General features: G+C 71.3%; 13 protein-coding genes. 9 read left to right on the forward strand and 4 right to left on the reverse strand.

The genetic code is table 11. From position 1 onward, the window contains the following. Positions 1–173: 173 nt before the first annotated feature. Positions 174–581: a DUF4307 domain-containing protein gene (locus tag AB0K02_RS20600; RefSeq protein WP_365993899.1), complete on the reverse strand. Its 408-nt coding sequence runs from the start codon at positions 579–581 to the stop codon at positions 174–176. A gap of 150 nt (positions 582–731) precedes the next feature. Between AB0K02_RS20600 and mca the strand changes: the two genes are divergently transcribed. Both mca and AB0K02_RS20610 read left to right on the forward strand, forming a co-directional pair. Next, positions 732–1,613, forward strand: a complete 882-nt coding sequence (gene mca / locus AB0K02_RS20605; protein WP_365993900.1) for a mycothiol conjugate amidase Mca — start codon at positions 732–734, stop codon at positions 1,611–1,613. Next, positions 1,606–1,863 carry a hypothetical protein gene (locus AB0K02_RS20610; RefSeq protein WP_365993901.1) on the forward strand — a complete coding sequence of 86 codons (258 nt, stop codon included), beginning with the start codon at positions 1,606–1,608 and terminating at the stop codon, positions 1,861–1,863. Before mca ends, AB0K02_RS20610 begins: the two co-directional genes overlap by 8 nt. Before the next feature lie 117 nt (positions 1,864–1,980). On the opposite strand, the gene AB0K02_RS20615 is transcribed toward AB0K02_RS20610, so the two are convergent. Further along, on the reverse strand, positions 1,981–5,187 hold the full coding sequence (locus tag AB0K02_RS20615; protein ID WP_365993902.1) for a tetratricopeptide repeat protein: 3,207 nt from the start codon (positions 5,185–5,187) through the stop codon (positions 1,981–1,983). Positions 5,188–5,528: 341 nt separating this feature from the next. Here AB0K02_RS20615 and AB0K02_RS20620 point away from each other — a divergent pair, with 341 nt between their 5' ends. Then, complete coding sequence (locus AB0K02_RS20620) at positions 5,529–6,023, forward strand: SMI1/KNR4 family protein (RefSeq protein WP_365993904.1); 495 nt, start codon at positions 5,529–5,531, stop codon at positions 6,021–6,023. A gap of 86 nt (positions 6,024–6,109) precedes the next feature. Here AB0K02_RS20620 and AB0K02_RS20625 read toward each other — a convergent pair whose 3' ends face one another. After that, positions 6,110–6,934, reverse strand: a complete 825-nt coding sequence (locus AB0K02_RS20625) for a helix-turn-helix domain-containing protein (protein WP_365993906.1) — start codon at positions 6,932–6,934, stop codon at positions 6,110–6,112. Positions 6,935–7,211: 277 nt separating this feature from the next. Next, the gene (locus AB0K02_RS20630; protein WP_365993907.1) at positions 7,212–7,628 is read right to left on the reverse strand and encodes an ATP-binding protein; all 417 of its coding nucleotides are present in this window, start codon (positions 7,626–7,628) and stop codon (positions 7,212–7,214) included. Positions 7,629–7,752: 124 nt separating this feature from the next. On the opposite strand from AB0K02_RS20630, the gene AB0K02_RS20635 reads away from it, so the two are divergent. From AB0K02_RS20635 to AB0K02_RS20660, 6 genes are all read left to right on the forward strand, one after another. Further along, positions 7,753–8,589 carry a helix-turn-helix transcriptional regulator gene (locus tag AB0K02_RS20635; RefSeq protein WP_365993908.1) on the forward strand — a complete coding sequence of 279 codons (837 nt, stop codon included), beginning with the start codon at positions 7,753–7,755 and terminating at the stop codon, positions 8,587–8,589. Beyond that, positions 8,586–8,780, forward strand: a complete 195-nt coding sequence (locus AB0K02_RS20640; protein ID WP_365993909.1) for a DUF397 domain-containing protein — start codon at positions 8,586–8,588, stop codon at positions 8,778–8,780. Before AB0K02_RS20635 ends, AB0K02_RS20640 begins: the two co-directional genes overlap by 4 nt. Positions 8,781–8,835: 55 nt before the next feature. After that, complete coding sequence (locus AB0K02_RS20645) at positions 8,836–10,854, forward strand: thioredoxin domain-containing protein (protein ID WP_365993910.1); 2,019 nt, start codon at positions 8,836–8,838, stop codon at positions 10,852–10,854. Positions 10,855–11,080: 226 nt separating this feature from the next. Continuing rightward, positions 11,081–12,304 carry a glycosyltransferase gene (locus tag AB0K02_RS20650; RefSeq protein WP_365993911.1) on the forward strand — a complete coding sequence of 408 codons (1,224 nt, stop codon included), beginning with the start codon at positions 11,081–11,083 and terminating at the stop codon, positions 12,302–12,304. Between the two features lie 98 nt (positions 12,305–12,402). Then, entirely contained in the window at positions 12,403–13,980 is a 1,578-nt protein-coding gene (locus tag AB0K02_RS20655; RefSeq protein ID WP_365993936.1) for a glycosyltransferase family 39 protein, read from the forward strand. Beyond that, positions 13,977–15,179: a glycosyltransferase family 2 protein gene (locus AB0K02_RS20660; protein WP_365993912.1), complete on the forward strand. Its 1,203-nt coding sequence runs from the start codon at positions 13,977–13,979 to the stop codon at positions 15,177–15,179. The genes AB0K02_RS20655 and AB0K02_RS20660 overlap by 4 nt, the downstream gene beginning before the upstream one ends. The last annotated feature ends 31 nt before the right edge of the window (positions 15,180–15,210 follow it).

Raw genomic sequence — 15,210 nt, forward strand, 5'->3', positions numbered from 1 at the left:
GTGCTCCTCGTAGGTACTGGGAATACAAAGCATCGCCCTACTCAGAAGGATTGTCCGTCCCGAGCGGGCGAAACCACGAGCCTAACAATTGCGGGGCGAAAGGGGGAAGACAAAAACGATCAGGACGAAAAAGGCCTGGTCACACGGGTGACGCGCCCGGTGGAACCGCCCGGTCAGGCGGCGCTGCAGCCCACCAGCTGGGCGCTGGTCGCCTGCTCGGTCGTACGGATCTTCACGACCTGGTCGATCCGGCTCTCGCCCGTACGGCCGATCCGCACGTCCAGGCGGCCCACCTCGGCGCCCGACTCCGACAGCGAGCGCAGGGTGCAGGTGCCGGTGGCGTCCTCGTCCTTGCGCACCTCCAGGTGCACCTGGACCTCGTTCGCGCCCTCGACGACATCGAACTTGATCACCTCGGCGCTGATCTTCTGGCCGGCGATGTAGTCGTAGCCGAACCAGCCGATCATCGCGAGCAGCCCGGCACCCAGCACGGCACCGAGGATCTTGAGCCTGCGGTCCGCACGCTCGTCCGCGGAGCGGCCGTAACGCCCCTGCGGTAGCTCCTCGCGCACAGCCGTCATGATCGTCCTCTCGAGTGCGGTGGCAGGAATTTTCCGTCCGCCGATTCGGTCACTATAGAAGTCTCCCTCCCGCCGCCCGACCGCCGCCCCACATCGACGTCCCTCCGGGACGGCACCTATGAATCGCGACGAATCACTGAGGATCGAGTCTTGACTGAGCAGCTTCGACTGATGGCCGTGCATGCCCACCCCGACGACGAGTCGAGCAAGGGCGCGGCCACGATGGCCAAGTATGTGTCCGAGGGGGTGGACGTGCTGGTCGTGACCTGCACGGGCGGTGAGCGCGGCTCCATCCTCAACCCCAAGCTCCAGGGCGACCCCTACATCGAGGAGAACATCCACGAGGTCCGCAGGAAGGAGATGGACGAGGCCCGGGAGATCCTCGGCGTCAAGCAGGAGTGGCTCGGCTTCGTCGACTCCGGCCTGCCGGAGGGCGACCCGCTGCCGCCGCTGCCCGAGGGCTGCTTCGCGCTGGAGGACATCGACAAGGCGGCGGGGGAGCTGGTGCGCAAGATCCGCGCGTTCCGTCCGCAGGTCATCACGACGTACGACGAGAACGGCGGTTACCCGCACCCCGACCACATCATGACCCACAAGATCTCGATGGTGGCGTTCGAGGGCGCGGCGGACACCGAGAAGTTCCCCGAGTCCGAGTACGGGCAGGCGTACCAGCCGCAGAAGCTCTACTACAACCAGGGCTTCAACCGCCCGCGCACGGTCGCCCTGCACGAGGCGCTGCTCGCGCGCGGCCTGGAGTCGCCGTACGGGGAGTGGCTGGAGCGCTGGAAAGAGTTCCAGCGCGCCGAGCGCACGCTGACCACGCACGTGCCGTGCGCCGACTTCTTCGAGGTCCGCGACAGGGCGCTGATCGCGCACGCGACGCAGATCGACCCGGACGGCGGCTGGTTCCGCGTGCCGATGGAGATCCAGAAGGAGGTCTGGCCGACGGAGGAGTACGAGCTGGCGAAGTCGCTCGTCGATACGTCCCTCCCCGAGGACGACCTCTTCGCGGGCATCCGGGACAATGCCTGACATGAGCGCAAGCGCAAACCTCGCCATGACGCACGTCGCCACCCTCGCCAAGGAACTCGACGAGAACAAGGTCACCCCTGGTGTCCTGGGCTTTCTCGTGTTCGCGGCGCTGGCGGTCGGAGTGTGGGCCCTGATGAAGTCGATGAACCGGCACATGGGGCGCGTGAACTTCGAGGAGGAGCCGGAGCCCACGCGGGAGCCCGCGTCGCAGAAGCCTGCGTCGCGGAAGCCCGCGGGCGACTCGGCCTGACGATCAGGCGTGTTGACTCCGGGGCATCCAGCACATGGCGCCCCGGAGTCACGCCGTGCGCGCGGTCGCGAGCGGATCAGATGTACATCTGCTCCAAACGCGGCACCGGCACCCGCCCTACTTCGCCGTCCCCACAGGCACCCCCATCACCTCCCGCGCGTGCCGCGTCGGGACCAGGCCCAGGTGCCAGGCCTGCCAGCCGTCCTCCAGGCGGATGCCGCGGTCCAGCATCACCGTCAGCGCCTCCGCGCAGTCCTCCAGCTTCGGGTCCCTGAAGGCGTGCGTGGACGCCATCAGTCCGGCCAGTTCCTCCTGCGCCACCACCGTGCCGACCTCCGTCCCGCCCGGGGACGCGTACGGCAGCAGCGTGCAGCGCAGGAACGCCGCCCAGTCCGCGCCGCGACGGTCCTCGTAGGAGGCGAACAGCTCCGCCGCCTCGTCGCACAGTGCCAGCGCCTGCGCGGCCCGGTTGTTGCCCGCGTCGATCAGGGCCAGCTCCAGGCACGTCCACGCCTCGCCGTGGGCGACCTTGATGCGCGCGAAATCCGCGCGGGCGTCCATCAGCAGCTGCCGGGCGAATCCCGAGTTGCGCAGGTTGCCCGTCTGCGCCGCGCGCTGGTCGCGCGTGACACGGCCCGAGTGGTGGCGCGCACAGGCCAGCCCGTACACGTCACGCATCCGCGAGAACATCGTCCGCGACCGCTCCAGCTCGCGCACCGCCTCGTCCCGGTCGCCGCGTTCCTCCAGGGCCTGGCCCAGGTAGTACAGGGTCCACGCCTCACCGCGGGCGTCCTCGTTCTCCCGGTGACGGGACAGCGCCGCCCTCAGCTCGTCCACCGCCGCGCCCGGATCACCGTCCACCAGCCGCGCCCGCGCCAGCTGGGTCAGCGCCCACGCCTCGCCGCGGTCGTCGCGGGTGCGCCCGTACAGGTCGAGCGCCGCCCGCAGCGCCGCCTCGGCGTCCGCGACGTCCCCCATCCGCAGGCACACCTGCCCCAGCTGGAACCGCGTCCACGCCTCGCCGTGCAGCGACTCCCCCTCGCGGTGCAGCCGCAGCGCCGTCTCCAGCAGCCGCAGCGCTTCCGCCAGATCGGCCCGGTCGCGTTCCACCGCGGCCAGGGCGTGCAGCGACCACGCGCGGTCCGCGGCCTGCTCGGGCGAGGACTGCAGCTCGATGGCCTCGTGCAGTCTCGCCGCGGCCTCCGTCAGGTTGCCCTGGTGGTGCAGCGTGATGCCGAGCGAGCACAGCGCGAGTGCCGCGCCCGCGTCGTGCTGCGCCTCCCGGTACAGGCCGACCACCGACGACAGCGTCGTCCGCGCCTTGTCCAGCTCGCCGAGCTGGCGGGCCGCGATACCCGTACGCCAGCGCACCGAACGCTCCAGCAGCCCCTGGTCCACCGCCTGCGACAGTTCCGTGAGCTCGCCCAGGCGGTAGAGGTCGCCGCGCAGCAGGCAGTAGTCGCACAGCGCGCCGAGCAGCCCGAGCACGGCCTGCTGGTCGACGCCCTCGGCGTGCCGCAACGCGGAGGTGATGAAACTCGACTCGTCGTCGAGCCAGCGCAGCGCCGCGTCCAGCGACGCGAAGCCGTGCGCGCCGAACTGGCCGGCCCGGGTCGACATCTTCCCGTCGACCATGCGGATCACCGCCCCGGCCAGATCGGCGTAGTTCCCGATCAGCCGCTCCTGCGCGGCCGTGCGGTCCTTCGCGTCCTCCTCGTCCAGCAGCCGCGCCCGGGCGAAGGCCCGTACGACGTCGTGCAGCCGGTAACGGCTCGCCCGCACGTGGTCGACGAGCCCCGCCCGCGCCAGCGTCGCGAGCAGCCGCTGCGCCTCCTGCTCGTCCGCGCCGAGCAGCGCCGCCGCGGCCGCCGCCCCGAGCGAGGCGCGCCCGGCCAGCGCCAGGCGGCGCAGGAGCCGGCGCGCCTGCTCCGACTGGTCGGTGTACCGCAGCCACAGGGCACGCTCCACCGGGTCCACCGGCCCATACGCTCCGAGGTCCGTGGCCAGCCGGTCGGGGCTGCGCTCGCCCAGGGACGAGCCGGCGATCCGCAGCGCCAGCGGCAGCCCGCCGCACAGCTCGCGGACCGCGTCGGCGGCCTGGGCGTCGTACGGCGCGGCCGAGGGCTCCGCGGCGACGGCTCCCAGCAACTCCTCGGCGCCGGCCGCGTCCAGGGCGTCCACCGGGAGCCGGTGGATCCAGGCGGGGACGTCCTCCGGCAGCTCCAGCGGGCGGCGCGCCGTCACGAGCACCAGGCTGTCCGATCGCTCCGGCAGCAGCGTCCGCACCTGCTCGGCGTCGCTCGCGTCGTCGAGGACGACCGTCACCGGCAGGCCCGTCAGATGCTGGTGGTACAGCTCGCCGAGCCGCCGCACCTGCTGCTCCGGCGACGACCGCTCGCGGAACAGCAGCTGCTCGCGCGGCGCGCCCAGTCGGTTCAGCAGGTGCAGCAGCGCGTCCCGCGTCGACAGCGGATGTCCGCTCTCGCCGCGCAGATCCACCACGCACGCGCCCCGGAACTGGTCCTTGAGGTGGTGTGCCGCCCGCACCGCCAGGGCCGTACGCCCCGAGCCGGGCTCGCCGTACAGCACGACGACCGTCGGCCGTGTCTGCGTCGACGCGCGCGCCGCGTGCACCCACTGGGCGATCTGCGTCAGCTCCTCCCGCCTGCCCGCGAACGGCCCGTCGGGCTCCGGCAGATGAGCGAACGACTGCTCCAGCACCGATCTGCGGCGCGCCGCCGCGCTGCGGTCGGCGCCGCGCAGCTGCGGTGCCGCCGCGGTCTTCCTGGCGGGCCGCGCCGCCGACGCCAGCATCCGCTGCTGGTCCAGGAACGGGCGGATGCCCCGTACCTCCAGCGCCGTCAGCCACTGCAGGCGCAGCTGCTCCACGCCGCCCGGTTGCGCCGCCGCGCCCGCCCTGCGGTGCGCCGCCGGCCAGTGCGACGCGGTGACCTTGGCGACCGTGGTCGCGGCCCCCGCGACCGCGACGACGGCCCCGGCGCCCAGCGCCGTGCCGGCCGGGGTGCCGAGCGCGACGTCCGCGCCGATGGCCGCGACGGCCGCGACCGCCGTCACCAGCGCGGGCGTCGACAGATTGCGCCTGCTGAACCGCTCGGAGAGCCCCGGGTGCCCCGACTCGGCCTCCGCGAGCGCCTGCTCGTACGCGGCGTACTCCTCGGCGGCGCTGGCGGCCAAGCCGTCCAGCGCGGCCTGTCCGCGGGCGAGCAGCACCTGACCGTCCGTCCGTCCGCCGGTCCGCCGCACCTCTTCCTCGACGGCACGGCCCAACAGCCGTTCCGCCTCCGCCCGGTGGCTGTCCCGCATGTACGTCCCCCTCATCGCGTGCCAATCCCGTTCGTCTACCCACTCGTTGCGGCGTCAAGTGTCCTGCGCGGGAGGGCACATGGGGAGGGGCGGGCGGGACGGGCGCCGGCGTTCGGAGCACTTCCGGGTCGACGTGGACGGCGAGGGGCGCGACGGCTTTCACCGCGCCGGTGAAACGTCACCGTCCCGGTAGAGGCAGGAGGCCGCCCATGGTGTCCCTCCCGTGCACCAGTTCGGCGGGCCGCGTTCGCTTGGGCCGGCGTAGCGTTCCGTCCCTGGGCGCGGTCGGCGCGCCGCTGCCGGGGAATGCGGAGCGTCTGCCGCGGGTGGGAGGGCCAATAGTGACGAACGCCGTCGAGGCGAGTGAGCGGCTGATCGAGCTGGTTCGCGGGAACGATGACATCGCAAACCATGCTGACGGCTGCGACGCAAGGACGTTGATCTCCGCCGAGAGTGATCTGGGCGCGGCCTTCCCTCCCTCGTACCGCCGTCTGATCGAAGAGTTCGGGACGTGGGATATCGCTGGGGAGGAATTCCTCGGCGTGTATCAGACGCCCGCGATGGGACGAAGGCTGTTGGGTTCCGTAACGGAGACCCTGGACGCTCGCAGCCGGTACGGAATGCCGTCGGACCTGATTGTTGTGATGTTCGATGGAATGGGTGGTCTGGTCGTCCTCGATTCTTCTCAAGTGGATCAGGAAGGCGAGTATCCCGTCCTCGTTTGGAGCCCCGGAGCAGCGGACCGCCAGAGCATGGAGAGGCTCGCGGGCGATTTCGGGTCCTTCGCATTCGCGCTGTGCCGGCGCGCTGTAGCGCGCCGGCGAGCGTCTGGCTGAAGCCAGATCGGGAGCGCGTACGTCCGCCTCACGCGGGGGCAAGTCACCGATGCCCCTTCGCCCGAGCACAACGTGCCCGTCGCCGCTCACGCCGCTGGCGTCAGCGCTCCCGCCGCCTCGCACGTGCGGCAGCTGCCCGGTTCCGGCGCGCGGAAGGCGCGGTCGCAGCCGTCGCAGTTCTGCAACGGGTCCGGGCGGATCTCCGCTGCAGGGACGGGGGTTGGCGGGAGTGGTGGGGGCAGCAGGGCGTCGAGGCGGTAGGCCAGGAGGCCTGCCGGGCGGGGGATAGGCCCGGGCGGCAGCGCCGCCGTGAGGGTGCGGTGGACCGCCGACGGAGCGATGCCCCGCTCCAGCCATCGGTCCACGCCAGGCGCGAGGCGTCCGATGGCCGCCGGCGACAGCAGCAGGCGTGGGTCCGTCGCCCGGAGGCCCGCGAGCAGGCGGTGTGCCTCGGGGCTCGCGGTGTCCGGCTCGGGCGACTCCGCCTGATGCACGGGCTCCGGCGGGGCGGCCTTCGGTACGGGCACGGGCTCGGGCTCCGGAGCCCCGTCCCGCACCGCGTACGGGTTGTTGTACGAGAACGTCCGCGTCACCAGCGCCCCCGACGGCAGCCGTACGCGGACACGGGCGATGTACCCCTCCGCCTCCAGTTCGCCGAACGCGTCCCCGATCCGCTTCTCGCTCTCCGGGAAGCGCTGCGCGAGCGCCCGGATCGAGACGATCGAGCCCGCCTTCAGCGACTGGACGTGCACGGCCAGGCCGATGGCTGTCAGCGACAGCCTCTCGTGCTGGGCGAGGTGGTTGCCGACCACGGTGAAGCGCTCCGTGTGGCGCACGTTGATGTGCTGCACACCGGAGGAGGGAACGAGAGACAGGGCACGCGGGAGCGCGTTAAGCTGCGGAACAGCCATCGGGAAGGTCCTGCTTCCTGGGTGGCGAGGCCCTCGATCGGGATGCCCGTCCCGGCCGGGGGCCGCTGTCGTTCATGGGGTTGTGCTGCTGAGACTGCACCCCGAAATGGCATATGCGCCAGCTCAGTTCGCCACTGTCACCCGTGCGGGTGACGAGGGGGCGGGGGGTGGGTGGGGAAGGTTCTCTACCAGTTCTTTTTCTTTGACCTCGTGGCACACCGAGTCGCGTTCCACCGCGACGCGGCACCCCTGTTCCGGTTCAGCCAGGGCGAGTTGGTCAATGAGCGTCTAATTCAGCCCAGACTGTCTTGCAGGGCACAGGTCTCTGCGTGACACCCCACCGGTCCGCCAGCGCCGCCACGAGCAGCAGACCGCGCCCCGACTCCCCGTCCTGCGCGGGCTCACCCGCGACGGGCAGCCGGTCGCCGCGTGCGTCCGTCACGTCGATCCGTACGGCTCCGTCCGCCAGCAGCCGGACGCCCAGACGGAAGTCCCGTCCTGGGACACGTCCGTGCGTGACCGCGTTGGCGGCCAGTTCGGCGACGATCTGCCCGGCTGTCTCATGCGGTCGGCCCCAGTCCGCGAGATACGCGACCGTCAGCCGCCGCGCGAGCCGGGCTCCTCTGCGGGTGGCGGACAACAGCACGGTGACGTGTCGGACGGTGGTGCCGGTTCGGGTGATTTCCTGATTCACGTCACTCAGCGTGGTCGCCCGTACATACCCTGAACAGGGCCATCGACAGGACGTCCCGTTTCTGTCCGGGGACGGTCCGGCGCTGTCCGATCCGTACGACCAGCAAGCTGCGAAAGGCCGCTTCATGGAGGACTTGACGTCGCACGCCACCTCTGATGACGACTCCGCCGCCGTGCTGAAAGCCGTCGGCCGCCAGATCAAGGCGTGGCGCGAGCGCGCCGGGCTGCGGCAGAGTGAGTTGGGCGCGGCCATCGGTTACGGCGAGGAGCAGGTGTCCTCCGTGGAGCGCGGGCGTCGTGTGCCGAAGCCCGAGTTCCTCGACAAGGCCGATGAGGTCCTGGGCGCGGGCGGCATCATCGCGGCGATGAAGCGGGATGTGGCGGAGGCGCGTTACCCGAAGAACGTGCGGGATCTGGCGAAGCTGGAGTCCCAGGCCGTCGAACTGGGTGCGTACACAAGTCAGTACGTCCACGCCCTGCTGCAGACCGAGCAGTACGCACGAGCACTGTACGGGGCCCGGCGGCCGCTGCTGTCGGAGGACGTGATCGACCGCGAGGTGGCCGCCCGCATGGCCCGGCAGGAGATCGTCGACAGGACGAAGACACTGCCGGTCTTCAGTTTCGTACAGGACGAGGTCACACTCAGGCGGCCGCTCGGCGGCAGGCAGGTCCAGCGAGCGCAGTTGGAACGGCTTCTGGAAGTAGGGGAGTTCCGGAACGTTGAAATCCAGATCATGCCTACCGATCGCGAGGACCACGCCGGTCTGACCGGCGGATTCCGCATCTTCAAACTGCGCAACGGCGCTGCCCTCGGGTACACCGAGGTGCTGCATGTGACCCGTCTCTTCTCCCAGCCGAGCGAGGTGCAGTTCCTGGAGATGCAGTATGGAACGATCCGAGCGCAGGCGCTCACCCCGCGTGAGTCACTCGCCTTCATCGAGAAAGTGCTGAGGGAGACATGACCGACACGTCAACCGGCCTGGTCTGGTTCAAGAGCAGCTACAGCAGCGGAGAACCCGGTTCCGACTGCGTCGAGGTCGCCACCACCCCCCTCGCCGTCCACGTCCGCGATTCCAAGGACACCTCCGTACCCGCCCTCACCCTCGACCCCGCCGCCTGGTCCGCGTTCGTCGTCTTCGCCGCCGCCGGCTGAGCAGGGGGCCGTGCCGCCGCGCGCACCGGGGTCGGGGCTGCGCAAGGATGGAGGTATGCCGAATCGACTTGCGCAGGCCACGTCCCCCTACCTCCTCCAGCACGCCGACAACCCCGTCGACTGGTGGCCCTGGGAGCCAGGCGCGTTCGAGGAGGCGCGGCAGCGCAACGTCCCCGTCCTCCTGAGCGTCGGCTACAGCGCGTGTCACTGGTGTCACGTCATGGCGCACGAGTCCTTCGAGAACGACGACGCCGCCGCGTACATGAACGAGCACTTCGTCAACATCAAGGTCGACCGCGAGGAGCGGCCCGACGTCGACGCCGTCTACATGGAGGCCGTCCAGGCCGCGACCGGGCAGGGCGGCTGGCCCATGACCGTGTTCATGACCCCGGACGGGGAGCCGTTCTACTTCGGTACGTACTTCCCTCCCGCGCCCCGGCACGGCATGCCCTCCTTCCAGCAGGTGCTGGAGGGCGTCACCGCGGCCTGGCGGGACCGGAGGGCCGAGGTGACCGAGGTCGCGGAGAGGATCACCCGCGACCTGGCCGGGCGCTCGCTCGCCCACGGAGGCCAGGGCGTGCCCGGCGAGGAGGAGCTCGCCCAGGCGCTGCTCGGGCTGACCCGGGAGTACGACGAGCGGCACGGCGGGTTCGGCGGCGCGCCGAAGTTCCCGCCGTCGATGGCCGTGGAGTTCCTGCTGCGCCACCACGCCCGCACGGGGGCGGAGGGGGCGCTGCAGATGGCGGCCGACACCTGCGAGGCCATGGCGCGCGGCGGGATCTACGACCAGCTCGGCGGCGGATTCGCCCGGTACTCGGTGGACCGCGAGTGGGTCGTGCCCCACTTCGAGAAGATGCTCTATGACAACGCGCTGCTCTGCCGGGTCTACGCCCACCTGTGGCGGGCCACGGGCAGCGACCTCGCCAAGCGGGTCGCGCTGGAGACCGCCGACTTCATGGTGCGTGAACTGCGCACGGCCCAGGGCGGGTTCGCCTCCGCGCTCGACGCTGACAGCGACACGCCCGACGGCGGGCACGCCGAGGGCGCGTTCTACGTCTGGACGCCCGCGCAGCTGCGCGAGGTGCTCGGCGACGAAGACGGGGCGCGGGCCGCCGAGCTGTACGGGGTGACCGAGGAGGGCACCTTCGAGGAAGGGGCCTCCGTGCTGCAACTGCCCGGCGCGGAGGCGGACCCCGATCTCAGGGACCGGCTGCTCGCCGCGCGGGAGGAGCGGCCCCGGCCCGGCCGGGACGACAAGGTGGTGGCCGCCTGGAACGGGCTCGCGATCGCCGCGCTCGCCGAGACGGGCGCGTACTTCGACCGCCCGGATCTGGTGGAGCGGGCCACCGAGGCCGCCGACCTGCTGGTACGGCTGCACATGGACTTCTCGGCCGGTGGCGTACGGATGCACCGCACATCCAAGGACGGCCGGGCCGGCGCGAACGCGGGTGTCCTGGAGGACTACGCGGACGTCGCCGAGGGCTTCCTCGCGCTCGCCGCGGTCAGCGGGGAGGGGACCTGGCTGGAGTTCGCCGGGTTCCTGCTGGACATGGTCATCGACCGGTTCAGGGGCGAGGGCGGGGCGTTCTACGACACCGCCCACGACGCCGAGCAGCTGATCCGCCGGCCCCAGGACCCCACCGACAGCGCGACTCCCTCCGGCTGGTCCGCGGCGGCCGGAGCCCTGTTGTCGTACGCCGCCCACACCGGGCCCGAGGTCCACCGCACCGCCGCCGAAGGCGCGTTGGGCGTGGTCAAGGCCCTGGGTCCCCGGGCGCCGCGCTTCATCGGATGGGGGCTCGCGGTCGCGGAGGCGCTGCTGGACGGGCCGCGCGAAGTGGCGGTCGTGGGCGAGCAGGGCGACGGGCGCCGCCGCGAGCTGCACCGGGTCGCGCTGCTCTCCACGGCACCGGGCGCGGTCGTGGCGGCGGGCGAGGCGGACGGGGAGGAGTTCCCGCTTCTGCGGGACCGCCCCTTGGTGAACGGCGGTTCGGCCGCGTACGTCTGTCGCGCTTTCGTGTGCGACTCACCCACCACAGACGCATCAGAACTGGTCCGGAAGCTCACCCCCTGACGATCCGGCCACATTTACCGGACGGTCAGCGGAATGAGACGTACCGCCCCTAGGGTCCGTACGACCAGTCGGACCAGCCCGCGCGCGTGCACCGGGGAGTGACGCGCGCGGGGGACTTTGTGTGCGTCGTACGGCCAGGGGGAATCCAGCCGCGGCGCAGGTGAGCCTAGGGGGGCTCGTGCTCATATCGGTGCTCGTTGCTGCCATTTCCGTTGCGCTGTTCTGGATGGCGGCGTTCACGCTGTGGTGGCAGATGCATGCCTGGCGCACGCCGGAGACACTGGCGTCGACCCGCTTCGACCGGCCCGACGGCCGTGTCGGACTGTCCTTCTCACTGCTCCTGCCCGCCCGCCACGAGCAGGCGGTGCTGGAGCACACCATCGAACGGCTGCTGGAGTCCAGCCACACGAACTTCGAGATCATCGTCATCGTCGGCCACGACGACCCGGAGACCACCGCCGTCGCCGAACGTGCCGCCGAGCGTGACCCGGTGCGGGTGCGGGTCGTCACCGACACCCACGAGGCGAAGAACAAGCCGAAGGCGCTGAACACCGCGCTGCCGCACTGTCGCGGCGACATCGTCGGGGTCTTCGACGCCGAGGACCAGGTGCACCCGGAGCTCCTCGCGCACGTCGACCACGCCTTCACCAGCACCGGCGCGGACGTCGTCCAGGGCGGCGTGCAGCTGATCAACTTCCACTCCAGCTGGTACAGCCTGCGCAACTGCCTGGAGTACTTCTTCTGGTTCCGCAGCCGGCTCCACCTGCACGCCCTGAAGGGCTTCATCCCGCTCGGCGGCAACACCGTCTTCGTGCGCACCGCCGTGCTGCGCGAGGCCGGCGGCTGGGACCCGGAGTGCCTGGCCGAGGACTGCGACCTGGGCGTACGGCTGTCGTCCGTCGGCAAGAAGGTCGTCGTCGCCTACGACAGCGACATGGTCACCCGCGAGGAGACCCCCGGCACGCTGATGAGCCTGCTCAAGCAGCGCACCCGCTGGAACCAGGGCTTCCTCCAGGTCTACCGCAAGAAGGACTGGAAACAGCTGCCGGGCCGCGGCCAGCGGATGCTCGCCCGCTACACCCTGATGACGCCGTTCTTCCAGGCGTTCTCCGGACTGATCATCCCGCTGAACGTCGGCGTCGCGCTCTTCCTCGACGTCCCCGTCACGATCGCCATCGTCACCTTCCTGCCGCTGATCACGGCCATGGTCACGTTCGTCTTCGAGATCGTCGGACTGCACGACTTCGGGGTGCAGTACGGCCTGCGCGTCCGCCTGGTCCACTACGTCAAGCTGGTCGTCGGCGGCCCGTTCTACCAGATGCTCCTCGCCGGGGCGGCGGTGCGCGCCGTCTGGCGGGAGCAGCGCGGCCGCAACGAGTGGGAACTGACCAGCCACGTCGGCGCGCACCTCACCGGCCTGACCGATAGCCGTCAGGAGGCCCGCCGGTGACGACCGTCCTGCCTCCCGTGCCCGAGGCGTCGCCGGAAGCCGCCGCCGTCCCGAGACCGCCCACCGCTCCGGCGGCGCCCGGTTTCGTCCGGCCCGTCATACGGTTCCGCGGCTCGCGCCCCGATCTGCTGCTCTGCGCCGCCCTGCTGTGCGTGATCATGGTCGTCCAGGGCTGGAACATCACGCACTTCCCCGCGCTCAGCGACGACGAGGGCACCTATCTCGCCCAGGCGTGGGCCGTCCAGCAGGGCGACGGGCTCGCCCACTACACCTACTGGTACGACCATCCGCCGCTCGGCTGGATCCAGATCGCTTTCCTGACCTGGCTGCCCTCGCTGATCGCACCGGAGTCCATGACCGTCGCCACGATGCGCTTCGCGATGCTCGTGGTCAGCGCGGCGTGCGCGGTGCTGCTGTACGTGCTGGCACGCCGGCTGTTCCTGCCGCGCTGGGCGGCGGGGCTCGCGATGCTGCTGTTCGGCCTGTCGCCGCTGTCGGTCGTCCTCCAGCGGGAGATCTTCCTCGACAACATCGCGGTGATGTGGATGCTCCTGGCGTTCTGCCTGGCCGCGTCCCCGAGCCGCCACCTGTGGCACCACTTCGCCGCGGGGCTGGCGGCGGCCATCTCGGTGCTCACCAAAGAAACGATGCTGCTGGTGCTGCCCGCGCTGCTCGTGAGCATGTGGCGGCACAGCCACCGCGACACACGCAAGTTCGCGGTGACCGGCGGGGTCACCGCGTGCGTGCTGATCGGCCTCTCGTACCCGCTGTACGCGCTGCTCAACAGTGAGCTGCTGCCCGGCCCGGGGCACGTGTCGCTGATCGGCGGGATCACCTACCAGATGAGCCGGCCCGGCTCCGGCTTCATCCTCGACGAGGGCTCGGGCTCGCACGGGGTCCTCATGTCCTGGCTCTACTACGACACGGTCCTGCCGCTCGGCGGACTGGCCGGCGCCGCCCTGCTGCTGCTCACGCTCCGCTGGTCGGTGACGGCGCGGGCGCTGGCGGGCCCCGCGCTGGCGGTCGCGATCCTCGCGGCGGTGGCGATGCGCCCGTCGGGCTATCTCCCCGCGATGTACGTGATCCAGGCGCTTCCGTTCCTCGCGCTGGTCCTGGCGGGCGGGGCGGCCAGCGTGGCCCACGCGGTGCTGCGCCGCCCTGCCGGGCGCACCGCCCGCGCGGTGCTGCGCCGCCCCGCCGGGCGCACCGGGCGCGCCGCGCGCGTCGGCCTCGCCACCCTGCTCGCGCTCGCCGCCACCGCGTACGTCGCACCCCGCTGGTACGACGGCAACCGCACCGCCCTCACCGTCGACGCCAACGCCCCCTACCGTGCCGCGGCCGCCTGGCTCCAGGACGAGGTGGACGACCCCGCCGGCACGCGGGTGCTCGTCGACGACGCCCTGTGGCTGGACCTGGTGCACGACGGCTACACGCCCGGCACCGGCGCCATCTGGTTCTACAAGGCCGACCTCGATCCGGCCGTCACGAAGACCCTGCCCGGCGGCTGGCGGGACATCGACTACGTCGTCTCGTCCCCGACCGTGCGGCGTGACGCGGGAGACCTGCCCACCGTCATCTCCGCTCTGGAGCATTCGAGGCCGGTCGCCGTGTTCGGCGAGGGCGAGGACCGTATCGAGATCCGCCGAGTCGGCCGGATCGATGGAGGCCGGCAGTGACCACTCCCCGTACGGGCGCCGAGGACCTCGGCGATCCCGAGCTGAGCGCTGCCCAGGTCGCCGAGCCCGGCGCCGTCACCATCGTGATCCCGACCTTCGACGAGGCGGGAAACATCCGCGAGTTGCTCCGCCGGCTCACCGAGTCCGTCCCCGCCCGGCTGCCCTGCGAGGTCGTCTTCGTCGACGACTCGACCGACGACACGCCGGACGTGATCCGGGCCGCCGCCCAGGACTGCCCCTTCCCGGTCTCCGTGATCCACCGCGACGAGCCGGCCGGCGGCCTCGGCGGCGCCGTCGTGGAAGGCATGAAGCGGGCGGGATCGGACTGGATCGTGGTCATGGACGCCGACCTCCAGCATCCGCCCGCACTCGTACCGGAGTTGGTGGCGGCGGGGGAGCGGGCGTCGGCCGACCTCGTCGTCGCCAGCCGGTACATCAGGGGCGGCAGCAGGGAAGGTCTCGCCGGCGGCTACCGCATCGCCGTCTCCCGCGGCGCGACGTGGCTGACCAAGGGCCTGTTCCCCAGGCGGCTGCGCGGCATCAGCGACCCGATGAGCGGCTTCTTCGCCATCCGCCGCAGCGTGGTGAGCGCCGATGTCCTGCGGCCGCTCGGCTACAAGATCCTGCTGGAGCTGGCCGTACGGTGCCGGCCCGCGACGGTCGCGGAGGTGCCGTTCGCCTTCCAGGACCGTTTCGCGGGCGAGTCCAAGTCGACGGCACGGGAAGGGATGCGGTTCCTCGGCCACCTCGTCGGGCTGCGCGCCGTGTCACCCGTCGCGCGGATGATCGCGTTCGGACTGATCGGGCTCACCGGCTTCGTACCGAACCTGCTGGGACTGCACCTGCTGACCGCTGCCGGCATGCACTACCTCCCGGCCGAGATCGTGGCCAACCAGTTCGGGGTGGTCTGGAACTTCCTCCTCATCGAGGTGCTGCTCTTCCGCGACCGCCGCCGTCACCGGCACTGGGCGGATCGCGTCGGCCGGTTCGCGCTGCTCGCCAACGCCGATCTGCTGCTGCGCATCCCGCTCATCGCCCTGTTCGTCGGCCGGCTGGACATCGCGGTCCTGCCCGCCACCGCGCTGGCGCTGCTGACCACGTTCGTGCTGCGGTTCGCGGCGACGGAGGCACTGGTCTACCTGCCGCGCAGGAGGAAGGCACCGCGTGCCGCCCGATCCGGCGCACGCGTCAGCCGCTGACAGACAGCCGCACAAGAGGAACGGACCTCAT

Source organism: Streptomyces sp. NPDC049597 (assembly GCF_040675505.1).
Lineage (GTDB): Bacteria > Actinomycetota > Actinomycetes > Streptomycetales > Streptomycetaceae > Streptomyces.

Bases quoted from the DNA above. Each gene is read 5' to 3' on its own strand.
- AB0K02_RS20610 (WP_365993901.1), top strand. From the start codon at position 1,606: ATGCCTGACATGAGCGCAAGCGCAAACCTCGCCATGACGCACGTCGCC.
- AB0K02_RS20640 (WP_365993909.1), top strand. From the start codon at position 8,586: ATGACCGACACGTCAACCGGCCTGGTCTGGTTCAAGAGCAGCTACAGC.
- AB0K02_RS20650 (WP_365993911.1), top strand. From the start codon at position 11,081: ATGGCGGCGTTCACGCTGTGGTGGCAGATGCATGCCTGGCGCACGCCG.
- AB0K02_RS20635 (WP_365993908.1), top strand. From the start codon at position 7,753: ATGGAGGACTTGACGTCGCACGCCACCTCTGATGACGACTCCGCCGCC.
- AB0K02_RS20645 (WP_365993910.1), top strand. From the start codon at position 8,836: ATGCCGAATCGACTTGCGCAGGCCACGTCCCCCTACCTCCTCCAGCAC.
- AB0K02_RS20615 (WP_365993902.1), bottom strand. From the start codon at position 5,187: ATGCGGGACAGCCACCGGGCGGAGGCGGAACGGCTGTTGGGCCGTGCC.
- AB0K02_RS20600 (WP_365993899.1), bottom strand. From the start codon at position 581: ATGACGGCTGTGCGCGAGGAGCTACCGCAGGGGCGTTACGGCCGCTCC.
- AB0K02_RS20625 (WP_365993906.1), bottom strand. From the start codon at position 6,934: ATGGCTGTTCCGCAGCTTAACGCGCTCCCGCGTGCCCTGTCTCTCGTT.